We start from the raw sequence: 12,805 nt of genomic DNA, 5'->3' as shown, positions 1-12,805 counted from the left end.
ATTTCTTTTTAATTCATTCAAAGATAAAATAGAAATGGAAAACAAATAACGGGAGATGGTTTAATGAAGACAAAAGATTGCTTAGCGGTGATATCAGGGGGTGCTTCCGGGTTGGGGGAAGCGACTGTAAGGAGTATCGTTAAAAAAGGGGGAAAAGCTTTTATTCTTGACCTGGATGAAGGGAAGGGGATGAAACTGCAAGAGGAATTGGCCGGGAGCGTGGTTTTTCAAAAAACGGATGTGACCAGTGAAGAAGAAGTTGCCTGGGCCCTTCAACATGCAGTCGATTCTTTTGGAAGCATCAATTTGGTTGTAAACTGTGCGGGGATCGCCCCGCCTTCAAAAGTAGTCGGAAGTAAGGGTGTTCATTCACTTGGGCAGTTCTCCAAAGTGATTGAAGTGAATTTAATCGGCACATTCAATGTCCTTCGTTTGACTGCTCTAAAGATGAAGGGAAATAAAGGGAATGAGTTTGGAGAGAGGGGAGTCATTATAAATACGGCCTCGGTTGCGGCATTTGATGGACAAATCGGCCAGGCAGCTTACAGTGCATCCAAGGCAGGTGTAGCAGGAATGACGCTTCCGATTGCAAGAGAGCTGGCAAGTGATGGGATAAGGGTGATGACGATCGCCCCGGGCCTATTCCACACACCGATGTTCGACTCCCTGCCTGAACAGGCACGTAATACATTGGGAACATCGGTCCCGTTTCCTGCAAGGCTCGGATACCCTTCAGAATACGCACAACTTGTTGAAGCAATCGTGGAGAATCCGATGCTGAATGGGGAGACAATCAGACTGGACGGGGCGATTCGCATGCAGCCGAAATAACCATCCTTTCTTTAAATGAATGGTTAGTCATTCATTTTATATATTCAAACGCAGTTAAAAGGGGAGATAAATGTGAATCACCCATATTTGACAGAAGATCACGAGATATTCAGAACATCCCTCCGTAAATTTTTGCAAAAAGAAGCTTATCCTCATTACGAACAATGGGAAAAGGACGGAATTGTCCCGAAATCTTTTTGGAAGAAGATGGGGAATTACGGGTTTTTATGTCCTGACGCAGGAGAAGAATACGGAGGAAGCGGTGTGGATTGGGGCTTCTCTGTCATCATCAACGAAGAATTGGAGCGGGTCGGCTCCGGTTTGATCGGGATTGGACTGCACAATGATATAGTTGTCCCGTATATAAGCGAGTATGGAACTTCAGCACAAAAGAAGCGCTGGCTTCCCCGATGTACAAATGGTGATATGATAACTGCTATCGCGATGACTGAACCTGGTACGGGATCTGATTTGGCAGGAATCAAGACGACAGCCCGTCTGAAAGGTGATCATTATATTGTAAACGGTCAAAAAACATTTATTACAAACGGGATTCAATCAGACCTGGTTATCGTTGCATGTAAAACAGATACCGAGGCAGTCCCTCCTTATAAAGGAATCAGCCTTCTGGCAGTGGAGAGTGGTACGGAAGGGTTTTCAAGGGGGAGGAAACTTGGGAAAGTCGGGCTTCACTGTCAGGATACTGCTGAATTGATTTTTGAAGACTGCCGGGTGCCAAAACATAATCTTATCGGTGAAGAAGGGAAAGGGTTCCGTTATCTTATGAAGAAGCTGCAGCAGGAGCGTCTTGTAGTGGCCATTGCTGCTCAGGTTTCGTCTGAGCATATGTTTGCCCTTACCATGGACTATATAAAAAGCAGGCAGGCATTTGGCAAGTCAATCAGTCAATTCCAGCATATCCAATTCAAAATGGCGGATATGGCTGCCGATATCGAAATGGGAAGGGCTTTTCTGGACGGGCTGATTGCAGAACATATGAGAGGGAATAACGTGGACACTAAAGTTTCCATGGCTAAATTAAAACTTACCGAAATGTCCAGGAGGGTTGCAGCGGAATGTATGCAGCTTCACGGGGGATACGGATATATGGAAGAGTATGAAATTGCAAGAAGGTACAGGGATGTTCCGGTTGCAAGTATTTATGCAGGAACAAATGAAATCATGAAGGTGATCATTGCGAAGAATTTAGGCCTTTAAAGGAGGATGTTTATGAGGGAAGCAGTTATTGTTGAGGGGATCAGGTCGGCTGTCGGAAGGAGAAACGGTGCACTAAAGAATATGAGGCCAGATGATCTTGCAGGTGAAATCCTTAAAGGGTTAATGAAAAAATCCGGCATTGAACCAAAATATGTAGATGATGTCATTCTCGGATGTGTCACCCAATCAGGAGAGCAGGCTGGTGATATCGCAAGAGTTGCCGCCTTGATAGCCGGGTTTCCCATCGAAGTGCCGGGGACAACCATCGACCGTCAATGCGGGTCGGGACAGCAGGCTGTACACTTTGCTGCACAGGCGATCCTCTCCGGGGATATGGATATCGTCATTGCAGGAGGTGTGGAAAATATGTCGAGGGTGCCCATTGCATCCAACTATGGAAAAGCGGGTTTCAGTGAAAAATTAAAACAACAGCATGAAATCATCCACCAGGGATTATCCGCAGAACGAATAGCAGAAAAATATGGATTCAACCGCAAGGACCTGGACGAGTTTGCATTTGAAAGTCATCAAAAAGCGATAAAAGCCCAGATGGAAAATCGTTTTAATGATGAAATCATGCCCATTGAAGTGCTAAGCGACGAAGGAGACATGTTCTATTTTCATAAAGATGAAGGGCCGAGGCAGGGGACTACTGTTGATATCCTCTCAACATTGAAACCTGCATTTAAAGGAGACGGGATCATCCATGCAGGCAACTCGAGTCAAATAAGCGATGGAGCGGCAGCACTCCTGCTTATGAGTAAAGAAAAAGCAGCTGAACTTGGGTTGAGTGCCAGATTCAAACTCCACACCCGTGTTGTCACGGGCTCTGATCCCACTTTAATGTTGACCGGACCCATACCGGCTACAAAGAAAGCATTGGATAAATCAGGATTATCTTTAAGCGATATTGATGTATTTGAAGTGAATGAAGCTTTCGCACCTGTCGCCCTTGCCTGGTTGAAAGAGTTGAAAGCCGACCCATCGAAACTGAACCCGAATGGCGGTGCGATTGCCCTGGGTCATCCACTTGGCGCAAGTGGTGCGCGCATCATGGTCACACTGATGCATGAGCTCGAAAGGACAGGTGGGCGCTTTGGCCTGCAGACAATGTGCGAAGGGCACGGAATGGCCAATGCCACCATTATTGAACGAATTGACCAGCCCAATTAAATAACTTTCTAATCAAAAGTGGACTGATCCTTTGGTCCGCTTTTTTTATTGTCCAGCTGCGGCGGCTAGGAGCGAACCGCCGCAGCTTTTCCTATTTTGCGGAAAGCTGGCCTTCTTATTTGAATGGAGAATTATTCACATGGAAAGAATGAGATTATCTAAAAAAAATCAGCGTTATGAAAAGTTTTTTCATTAAATTTTAGCATGAAAATTTATTTCGTATTATAATAGTTACGTTGAAAAAAGTTTTTTTAGCAAGGAAAGGAAGGATAGTATGGCTAAACAACAAATTGGTGTTGTTGGTGTCGGAGTTATGGGGAAAAGCCTTGCTCTGAATTTTGAAAGCAGAGGGTACTCAGTCGCCATTTATGATGTTACTGAGGAAAAAGTGAATGAAATCCTTGAAGAACATAATGATAAACAATTGACAGGTACAAGCAGTGTGGAAGCTTTTACAGAAATGCTTGTAAAGCCGAGAAAAATCGTCATGATGGTTCCGGCAGGGGAGATTACCGACAAAGCAATCGATTCCCTTCTGCCATATTTAGATAAAGGGGATATCCTGATGGATGGCGGGAATACGTATTTTGAAGATACGATACGCCGCAATAAAGCCCTTGAGGAAAAAGGGATCAATTTTATCGGTGCGGGTGTATCCGGTGGTGAGGAAGGCGCGCTTTATGGTCCTGCTATCATGCCAAGCGGCCAAAAAGAAGCATATGATCTCTTTGAGCCGTTCCTTACTGCCATTTCTGCAAAAGTAAATGGTGAGGCATGCAGCACATATATCGGGCCTGATGGATCCGGACATTATGTGAAAATGGTCCACAATGGAATAGAATACAGTGATATGCAGCTTATATGTGAAGCATACTACTTAATGAAAAATGTACTCGGACTGGATGCAAATGAACTCCATAAGATATTTAAAGAATGGAATGAAGGAGAACTTGACAGCTACTTGATCGAGATTACGGCAGATATCTTCACCAAAATCGATGAAGAAACAGGTAAACCTTTGGTTGAGGTCATTCTTGATACGGCCGGCCAAAAAGGAACAGGAAAATGGACCAGTATTTCCGCCCTGGACCTTGGTGTACCTTTGTCAATCATAACGGAATCCGTATTCGCCCGTTTTATTTCTGCCATGAAGGAAGAACGTGTGAAGGCAAGCAAGATCCTCAAAGGGCCGGAAAACAGCAAATTCGACGGTAACAAGGAAGACTTCATCGAGAAAATCCGAAAAGCTTTGTATCTAAGTAAGATTTGTTCTTATGCCCAAGGTTTTGCGCAATTACAGTCAGCATCCGAGGAGTATAATTGGAACCTTAAGCCTGGAGAGATTGCCATGATCTTCAGGGGAGGATGCATCATCCGCGCCGGTTTCCTCCAGGAAATCAAGAAGGCTTATGACCGTGAACCTCAATTGACAAACCTGTTGTTAGATCCTTATTTCAAGGAGATTGTGGAGAATTATCAGGAAGATGCCCGTGATGTAGCGGCAACGGCCATTAAATTGGGAATTCCTGTCCCGGGGCTCGCCAGTGCTATTGCTTATTTTGACAGCTACCGTGCGGCATCGCTTCCAGCTAATCTTCTGCAGGCTCAGCGCGATTATTTCGGGGCTCATACCTACCAGCGGATTGATAAGGAAGGAACCTTTCATACTGATTGGTTAAATAAATAATCCCATGAACATAAAAGCCGCGGTACAATCATGGTTGTACCGCGGCTTCTTTATGATTTTAAAATTGTGAAATTGAATATTTACGTTTACTCTTCGCTTGAAGAATCATCTTTTGTATGGTGTTTCTTTTTTTCTTCCCGCTGTTCCTTCTTTAAGTCTTCGAGCGGGATCGGGTCTACATTTTGTTCGCTTTCATGCTGGTCAAGGATGCCTTCTTTGTCTTTGTTCACTTGTTCAGGGTGATCATTTGTACGCTTGTTCATTGTTTCAGCTCCTTTGTTGTAGGGTTGATGCCGGTGTTGATTTCCGTTGGATACACTTTACCCATCTGAATGAAGAAAAAACGTTATAAGTAAAAAGAGATCGGGACAAGACTAAAAAGTTATCATATATAGACGAATAAAATCAGTATGTGCTCTTTATACCGCTAATGATTTCCGTGCAAAACTTCGCTTTCCCCGGGCGGTTGGTGAGCCTCCTCGTCGCGACCTCGAGGAGCTAGCCGCCGGAGCTGGACAGGTCTCAAGGGAGGAGTCTAAGTTTTGCCCTCCAATCAACCGCTGGAACCGGTTTTGAATACGGATAAGTTTACACACTTCCATTCCATAAAAATGGATTTTAACTTATATTCATTCGTCTTGATTCTCCTTTTTCTTTGATGGAACAGAAGGTAAGAACACGGCACGAAGGCAAAAATCTCAACTGCGGTCAGCACTCTGATATTCGTGGGTTTTCACATTTTATCTTTCCGTATAAAGATCCGATCCACGAACTCGGAATGTGAGTTAATCTATTTAGATATATCACACAGAAGGCACGTGGATTTTCCATTCCGGTATTACTCTTTGCCTTCCGAGCCCTATTCTCAGGCTCTTATTTAATTTAGAGACAGAACAAATTAAAAACCCGAACTAATTTGCTTAATTGCATGCAAACAAGTTCGGGTTTACTTAGACTAAATGACTATTGTCCCAGCCATAATAGGCAATTATATTTTAACGTCTACTTTGGCGTTTTTCTTCAGGTCTTCTACGTGTTGAACAAGTTTTTCTTGTTTCTTTTGCTGTTCAAGCTGCTGCTTGATTTGCGGCTTGACTTCTTCAAACTTAGGTGCTTTTTGTTCTTTGCCTTGCTGGCTGGCAAACTGATCATAAAATTTCTTCATTTCATCTTCAGTCACTTCATCCACTTTAATTTCTTTTTCTACATAATTAGTGTATTTGATGTTTTCAGCAACCTGGGTTTTTAATTCTTTCATCGAGAAGCCGGCTTCTTTCATTGCCTTTTCAAATTCTTTTTCGTCCTTATATTGCTTTTTAACCTCGTCAAGCTGTTTGTCAATTTCCTCTTCGCTTGCTTTGTACCCTTTTTTGTCTGCTTGCTGCATAAGAAGGGTCTGGCCGACAAGACTGTCGATTGTTTGTTTCTTGATTTGTTCAGAAGCTTCTTTAGTGGTTGGGTCCTGTCCCATTTGCTGGAATTGCATCTGAGACGAAGTAAGGATGTTATTGTAATCTTCACCCTTTAACTCCTCGTCATTAACGACGGCAACGACCTTGTCTTTGTCCACTTTTTGTTTATCCATTTTCTTTTGCATTTCTTCCATTTGTTTAGCTTGCTCTTGCTGATCTTTGCTTTTCTCTTCAGTTTTTGGTTTATCCTCCGACTGCTTCGCTTCATCTCCATTTCCGCAGGCAGCCAAAGCAATCGCCATAATCGATATTAATAAAGCACTCATTAACTTCTTCATATTATGTTCTCCTTTCAAAAGAGGGGATTAAAAAAATCACTTAATGCGCATTTTATATGATTATTTAGTAAAAATAAACCTTTTTGTCTGATTTAATCACTTTGTAACAACCATGAAATACAAGATTTTGTTAGTTTTCACGGACGTTTAAAGCTTTATTCAGCCGGTTATCAAAAAAAGGCTGCTTACTATGGGGGATCCCGTGTAAGCAGCCCGTCAAATATTGGGGACCAAAGAATACTGTCAAACAACCTTCTAATAGGATTATAGGATTTATGAGCGTGCTGCTCAACCGGCGAATATATATGTAATCGGGCTTTACGGGACTTTATTGCTCTCAATTCAGGGGTGTGCGTGCATTTTTAATGAAAAAGATAATTATAAGCATATTTAATTATAGACTGATTTTTCATTAATAAAGGAGTGTTGATTACTGCTTGAAAAATCTATGGAACTAAACTATGATAAAAAGAGCACAATAAGTTGTGTTTCGATTAGTTTATATAACTATATATTGATTGATTCAATAAAATCTGTAAATACGGTGTCCATGAGGGCTTAATAGGGAATCTGGTGAAATTCCAGAACTGTCCCCGCAACTGTAAGTGATGACGAACTAAGGAATATCCACTATCTTGAAAAAGATGGGAAGGCCTTATAGTAGGATGAAGCACGAGTCAGGAGACCTGCCGTATTTATTACGTACGATCTTCTTCGGGAATTGGGAGGATATGCGGGGATAGAATAATAGAATTTCTGCATTTGTCTGTTATTTCATATCATCGCGGCCCATCCTAATAAGAGGATGGGCCTTTTTATATTCTCTTCCGAAAAGTGAATGTTACGGTTGGATTGATCAAATACGGGAGGAAAGTTTGAAATGACAATGATCCAAACAGAAAAAACATCATCAACTGCCGAGATGGTCTTCGAAAAGCTGAAGGGAGAATTCCCACAGTTGGATATGACTTCGTTTGAAGAGAAGATCAAAGCACTTCTTCAAGTGAAAATGGAAATCTCCGAAGAGCAGCTTTATCATCAATTAATCTTGTCCTCTGTTGAGAGGATATCAGCAGAAGAACCGGACTGGACGTATGCAGCTTCTTATCTGTACTTGGAAAATCTTTATCTTGCAGGCAGCCGGTCAAGAGGGCTTGATCCCTTAAATCCATACAGTTCTTTTTTTGATTTGATACAAGAACTTGTCGGGAAAAAACTATATGATCCGCGTCTGCTCGAAGCGTACAGCCGGGAAGAAGTCAAGCAGCTTGAATCATTATTGGACCCTTCAAAAGACAAGCTGTTCACGTATATCGGCATTGTAACCCTCGCCGAACGTTATCTGACAAAATCACATGATGGAAGAGTTTACGAACTCCCTCAGGAGAGGTTCATGATTATCGCTATGACCCTGTTGATGGATGAAGAAGAAGAACGGCTTTCATTGATAAAAGATGCGTACTGGGCACTTTCAAATCTGTATATGACAGTCGCCACACCTACTCTGGCGAATGCGGGTAAAAGTTATGGACAGCTTTCCAGCTGCTTTATTGACACGGTGGAGGACGATTTGAGAAGTATTTTTGACAGTAATACGGATGTCTCGACTCTCAGTAAAAATGGAGGGGGTCTTGGCATCTACTTAGGGAAAGTCCGCAGCAGGGGCAGTGATATCAAAGGGTTTAAAGGGGTCAGCTCGGGAGTCATTCCCTGGATGAAGCAGCTTAACAATACTGCCGTTTCAGTCGATCAGCTCGGTCAGCGCCAGGGAGCGATTGCCGTCTATCTTGATGTATGGCACAAGGACATCCATTCTTTCCTCGACGTACGGCTGAACAATGGAGATGAGCGGCAGCGTACACATGATTTGTTTACCGGCGTCTGCCTGCCGGATCTATTTATGGAAGCAGTGGAAAACCGTGATGATTGGCATCTCTTCGACCCCCATGAAGTGAGGAGTGTCATGGGATTCAGTCTGGAAGACTACTACGATGAAAGAAAAGGGGGAGGGTCATTCAGGGAGAAGTACTTGGAATGTGTGGAACATTCGGGACTATCCAGGAAAACGGTCCCTGCAATCGACATTTTTAAAAGAATTATGATTTCCCAGCTGGAAACCGGCACACCTTTCATGTTTTATCGTGATACTGTTAACCGCCAGAATGCCAATGCCCATAAAGGGATGATTTACTGCAGCAATCTCTGTACTGAGATCACCCAGAATATGAGCCCCTCTTACATAGAGGAAGAAAAGATTGAAGACGGAAGGATCATTTCATATAAACATCCCGGTGATTATGTAGTATGTAATCTTGCATCCCTTTCACTTGCGAAAGTTGTCAGGGACAATGTGATGGCAAAAACGATCAAGACAGCCGTCAGGCTCCTTGATAACGTCATCGACCTTAATGAAATCCCTGTGCTGCAAGCACAGTTGACTAATAAACGTTACAGAGGGATAGGTCTCGGGACGTTTGGGTGGCATCATTTATTAGCCTTAAAAGGGATTCGCTGGGAAAGTGATGAAGCAGCAGCTTACTGTGATTCCCTTTATGAAGAGATTGCTTATCGCACGATTGAGGCAAGCAGTAATCTGGCAAAGGAAAAGGGCGCATATCCTTATTTCCCGGGATCTGAGTGGGAGAATGGCAGCTATTTTGAGAAAAGGGGCTACAGCGATATTCATTGGGACGCATTAAGGAAGAAAGTAGCTGAAACCGGGGTGCGCAACGGATACCTCATGGCAGTGGCGCCTAACTCGTCCACTTCGCTGATTGCCGGATCCACAGCGAGTATCGATCCCTTATTCAGAATGCTCTATTCTGAAGAAAAGAAGGATTATAAAATCCCGGTAACAGCACCCGGTCTTTCAGCCGAAACGAAATGGTATTACAAAACAGCTTATCATATCGATCAGCATTGGAGCATAAAACAAAACAGCAAAAGACAGAGGCATATCGACCAGAGTATCTCGTTCAACCTCTATGTAAGAAATGATATCAAAGCAAAGGACCTTTTGCTCCTTCATCTTGATGCGTGGAAATCTGGATTGAAGACTACTTATTATGTGAGATCCACGTCAGATTCCGTGATTGATGAATGTGAAAGCTGCCATAGTTAATAAGGGGGTAATGTAAATGACCATATTGAATAAAAGAGAACTGCTCGATTCCGAATCGCCGAATAAATCAACATCAATCATAAACGGCCGGAGCTCTAATGTACTAAACTGGGATGATGTACGATTTACCTGGGCTTATCCAAAATACAAAAGAATGCTCGGGAACTTCTGGACACCTTTTGAAATTAATATGAGCAAAGATATCAATCAATTTGAAACACTTTCACCGAAAGAGCAGAGTACATTTCTTAAAGTCATAGGATTATTGGCCCTGCTTGATAGTGTACAGACTGACTATGCAGGGAAAGTTGCCGACTTCTTGACGGATTCAAGTTTAAATGCACTGATGATCATCCTTGCCCAGCAGGAAGTCATTCATAATCATTCTTACAGCTATGTGCTTTCGAGCATAGTACCAAAGCAAAAGCAGGATGAAGTGTTCAATTACTGGAAAACGGATCCGATCCTTAAAAAAAGAAATGAATTTGTTGTAAATGGGTATAAGGATTTTGCAGAAGCACCGACGATTGAGAATCTGTTAAAATCGATCATTTATGATGTCATTTTGGAAGGGTTGTTTTTTTACAGCGGTTTTGCTTTCTTCTATAACCTTGCCAGAAATCAGAAAATGGTCGCCACGAGTACAATGATCAATTATATCAATCGTGATGAACAGCTTCATGTCGGCTTGTTCGAAAAGATCTTCAAAGAAATACTGGAGGAATATCCATCTCATCAATCGGATGAATTGATGGAATTTGGCCGAAAGACATTCTTGAAAGCTGCGAATCTGGAAATCGAATGGGCGCAGGAAATCATCGGGAATGAAATTGACGGGCTGCTGATGACCGAACTTGAGAGCTATATCAAATTCATGGCCAACAAGAGGGCAAAGCAGCTCGGGTTTGTACCGCCTTTTGAAGGATATCAGACGAATCCGTTAAAGTGGATCATTGCATACCAGGAAGTGGACCTCGGTAAAACGGATTTCTTTGAGCAGAAATCCAGGCAGTATACAAAAACCACCGATGTGAATGGATTTGATGACTTGTAAAGCGCGTTGGTAAACTTTTTCCATTCAGCTCTCTCTATTAAGTTTAAGCATCTCTTTAACGGGAATATAGAAACTACAGTAAAGAGAGGAGAGATTTAACAAATGGCGAATCAATCTACAGATAAAATGGAGAACAAAGTAGACAACACATTGTCACGTATGTCAGAAGATAAAAAAGAGGATATTCTATCAAACTTCGACCACTTCAAAGAATACTTAGGAGGTAAAGTCTCACTTGCCGACAAGCTGGGCATGAATGAGGAACAGCAGGCTAAAGCTGCACAGAAAGTCGGGGATTATCTTGCTGCTCATGAAGAACCTAAAAACAGGGAAGAAAAACTTCTCTATGAATTGTGGAAGGCAGGCAATGAAGACGAACAGCATATGCTTTCCCATATGCTGGTGAAACTGGTACATTCTGAATCTTAATAATCTCCATTATAATAAGGCGCTTCTTAGTGAAGCGCCTTGTTTTACGGTGTAAAGGATTGTCACCTGGGAAGGTGAATCCGGACTGCGTTCAGTCCTGAATCGTAACCTCCTCTTTAAGTTCTATAGCTACATTCCCCTTGACAGCCCTTGAAATCATGCATGATTGCTCAGCTTTAACCGCTAATCTTTTTGCAGTGACCATTTCTTTCTCTGTACACTGTTTAGATAAGACGAGGGAGGGGCGATGAATGATTTTCTTATAGGTAATGACCCCTCTGTCTACCTCAACGATTCCTTCAGATTCCATCGTCAATGATTCTTTTGGTATTCTGCTTCTTTCAAGCATCGCTGCCAAAGTGATGATATAGCAAGTCGCTGCTGCACCAAGAAGCATCTCGTCAGGATTTGTGCCTGCACCGGGGCCATCCATTTCAGGAGGGATGGAGATTTCAGTGTTCAGGGTGGCGGAGGTCAGTGTCCCGACGTCATTTCTCAGGCCCGGCCAATCTGTCTTGATGAAGAAAGAATGAGTGTTCATTTGATCTTACTCCTTTGCAGTTGATTCTATGATAAGGATACTCTACTGCAAAGAAATTCACCAAAAAAAGGCTCGGTGATTATTATAAATTGGTCCTGACGTTCCAAAGCTCCGGGAAGAATTGATGATCAAGGACCTTCTTTAGATAACTTACCCCGCTTGACCCGCCGGTCCCTTTTTTATGGCCGATGATGCGTTCCACTGTTTTCATATGACGGAATCTCCACTGCTGGAGCCAGTCTTCCAGGTCGATCAACTTTTCCGCGAGTTCGTATAAATCCCAATACTTTTCTGTATTACTGTACACTTCCGTCCAGGCTGAAAGAACAGAATCATTCTCTTTGTATGCTTTAGTAAAGTCCCGTCTTAATACATCTTCATCAATAGAGAAGCCGGCTTTCGAAAGAGCGTGTATGGATACATCGTACAATGAAGGTGATTTATATGCTTCATGCAGGTATGATAAAAGTTCGGGATCTTTTTCATAAATTTTTAATACATGCGGTGTTTTATAGCCCAGTGCGAATTCGATCATCCGGTACTGATAGGATTGAAATCCTGATGCCTGCCCCAAGTCATCCCTGAATTGAATGTATTCAGAAGGGGTGAGGGTCGACAATACGTCCCATGCATGAATGATCTGCGACTGGATTTTCGACACACGGGAAAGCATCTTGAATGCGGGGGACAGTTCGCCTGCTTCTATGGATGCAATGCTGTTTTTTAGTTCATGCAGGATCAGTTTCATCCATAATTCACTAACTTGATGAATGATGATGAACAGCATTTCATCATGATGTCCGGATAATCGCTTCTGGCTCGATAGCAATGTGTCCAGGTGCAGATAATCTCCATAGGTCATGTTGTTGATGAAGTCGGTGTGAACACTTTCATTTCCTATAGAATTCGTTTGTTCGTCCTTCTTTGACACAAATCATCTTCCTTTCAAAAAAACGTTTGTTTGTAGTTGGAAACGCATACTATTTAACACTTCTAGAAAA

Annotated in this window: 11 protein-coding genes and 1 riboswitch; of the genes, 7 read left to right on the top strand and 4 right to left on the bottom strand. The window is 42.6% G+C overall.

Annotated elements, in window-relative coordinates:
- Nucleotides 1-63: 63 nt before the first annotated feature.
- The 4 genes from BHE18_RS08415 to gndA all read left to right on the top strand — a co-directional run bounded on the left by BHE18_RS08415 (nt 64) and on the right by gndA (nt 4,909).
- On the top strand, nt 64-831 hold the full coding sequence (locus BHE18_RS08415; protein ID WP_071618116.1) for a 3-hydroxyacyl-CoA dehydrogenase: 768 nt from the start codon (nt 64-66) through the stop codon (nt 829-831).
- A 72-nt stretch (nt 832-903) separates the two neighbouring features.
- Entirely contained in the window at nt 904-2,049 is a 1,146-nt protein-coding gene (locus tag BHE18_RS08410) for an acyl-CoA dehydrogenase family protein (protein ID WP_071618115.1), read from the top strand.
- A 12-nt stretch (nt 2,050-2,061) separates the two neighbouring features.
- The gene (locus BHE18_RS08405; RefSeq protein WP_071618114.1) at nt 2,062-3,222 is read left to right on the top strand and encodes a thiolase family protein; all 1,161 of its coding nucleotides are present in this window, start codon (nt 2,062-2,064) and stop codon (nt 3,220-3,222) included.
- 274 nt (nt 3,223-3,496) lie between these two features.
- Nucleotides 3,497-4,909 carry an NADP-dependent phosphogluconate dehydrogenase gene (gene gndA, locus BHE18_RS08400; RefSeq protein WP_071618113.1) on the top strand — a complete coding sequence of 471 codons (1,413 nt, stop codon included), beginning with the start codon at nt 3,497-3,499 and terminating at the stop codon, nt 4,907-4,909.
- 86 nt (nt 4,910-4,995) lie between these two features.
- Here gndA and BHE18_RS23195 read toward each other — a convergent pair whose 3' ends face one another.
- Nucleotides 4,996-5,172 (bottom strand): hypothetical protein, encoded by a 177-nt coding sequence (locus BHE18_RS23195; protein ID WP_171910674.1) that lies wholly within the window; start codon nt 5,170-5,172, stop codon nt 4,996-4,998.
- A 725-nt stretch (nt 5,173-5,897) separates the two neighbouring features.
- On the bottom strand, nt 5,898-6,659 hold the full coding sequence (locus BHE18_RS08395; RefSeq protein ID WP_071618112.1) for a SurA N-terminal domain-containing protein: 762 nt from the start codon (nt 6,657-6,659) through the stop codon (nt 5,898-5,900).
- A gap of 525 nt (nt 6,660-7,184) precedes the next feature.
- Nucleotides 7,185-7,367: riboswitch (cobalamin riboswitch) on the top strand.
- Nucleotides 7,368-7,545: 178 nt separating this feature from the next.
- Between BHE18_RS08395 and BHE18_RS08390 the strand changes: the two genes are divergently transcribed.
- The 3 genes from BHE18_RS08390 (at nt 7,546) to BHE18_RS08380 (ending at nt 11,263) form a co-directional block, all read left to right on the top strand.
- On the top strand, nt 7,546-9,780 hold the full coding sequence (locus BHE18_RS08390; RefSeq protein WP_071618287.1) for a ribonucleoside-diphosphate reductase subunit alpha: 2,235 nt from the start codon (nt 7,546-7,548) through the stop codon (nt 9,778-9,780).
- A 16-nt stretch (nt 9,781-9,796) separates the two neighbouring features.
- Entirely contained in the window at nt 9,797-10,834 is a 1,038-nt protein-coding gene (locus BHE18_RS08385) for a ribonucleotide-diphosphate reductase subunit beta (protein WP_071618111.1), read from the top strand.
- A 102-nt stretch (nt 10,835-10,936) separates the two neighbouring features.
- Nucleotides 10,937-11,263: a DUF3243 domain-containing protein gene (locus tag BHE18_RS08380; protein WP_071618110.1), complete on the top strand. Its 327-nt coding sequence runs from the start codon at nt 10,937-10,939 to the stop codon at nt 11,261-11,263.
- A gap of 91 nt (nt 11,264-11,354) precedes the next feature.
- Here the strand turns inward: BHE18_RS08380 and BHE18_RS08375 are convergent, their stop codons facing one another.
- Nucleotides 11,355-11,804, bottom strand: a complete 450-nt coding sequence (locus BHE18_RS08375) for an OsmC family protein (RefSeq protein ID WP_071618109.1) — start codon at nt 11,802-11,804, stop codon at nt 11,355-11,357.
- An 82-nt stretch (nt 11,805-11,886) separates the two neighbouring features.
- Nucleotides 11,887-12,705, bottom strand: a complete 819-nt coding sequence (kynA, locus tag BHE18_RS08370) for a tryptophan 2,3-dioxygenase (protein ID WP_268876302.1) — start codon at nt 12,703-12,705, stop codon at nt 11,887-11,889.
- Between the last annotated feature and the right edge of the window lie 100 nt (nt 12,706-12,805).

Origin of the sequence: Rossellomorea aquimaris, from assembly GCF_001877785.1 — a bacterium.
In the GTDB taxonomy this organism is placed as follows: domain Bacteria; phylum Bacillota; class Bacilli; order Bacillales; family Bacillaceae_B; genus Rossellomorea; species Rossellomorea aquimaris_A.
Note: the sequence above shows the minus strand (reverse complement) of the source record. Positions and strands in the feature narration are given on the sequence as shown.

Coding starts and splice junctions, on each gene's coding strand:
- BHE18_RS08395 (WP_071618112.1), bottom strand. CDS start 6,659: ATGAAGAAGTTAATGAGTGCTTTATTAATATCGATTATGGCGATTGCT.
- BHE18_RS08375 (WP_071618109.1), bottom strand. CDS start 11,804: ATGAACACTCATTCTTTCTTCATCAAGACAGATTGGCCGGGCCTGAGA.
- BHE18_RS08415 (WP_071618116.1), top strand. CDS start 64: ATGAAGACAAAAGATTGCTTAGCGGTGATATCAGGGGGTGCTTCCGGG.
- BHE18_RS08405 (WP_071618114.1), top strand. CDS start 2,062: ATGAGGGAAGCAGTTATTGTTGAGGGGATCAGGTCGGCTGTCGGAAGG.
- BHE18_RS08380 (WP_071618110.1), top strand. CDS start 10,937: ATGGCGAATCAATCTACAGATAAAATGGAGAACAAAGTAGACAACACA.
- BHE18_RS08385 (WP_071618111.1), top strand. CDS start 9,797: ATGACCATATTGAATAAAAGAGAACTGCTCGATTCCGAATCGCCGAAT.
- BHE18_RS08390 (WP_071618287.1), top strand. CDS start 7,546: ATGATCCAAACAGAAAAAACATCATCAACTGCCGAGATGGTCTTCGAA.
- gndA (WP_071618113.1), top strand. CDS start 3,497: ATGGCTAAACAACAAATTGGTGTTGTTGGTGTCGGAGTTATGGGGAAA.
- BHE18_RS23195 (WP_171910674.1), bottom strand. CDS start 5,172: ATGAACAAGCGTACAAATGATCACCCTGAACAAGTGAACAAAGACAAA.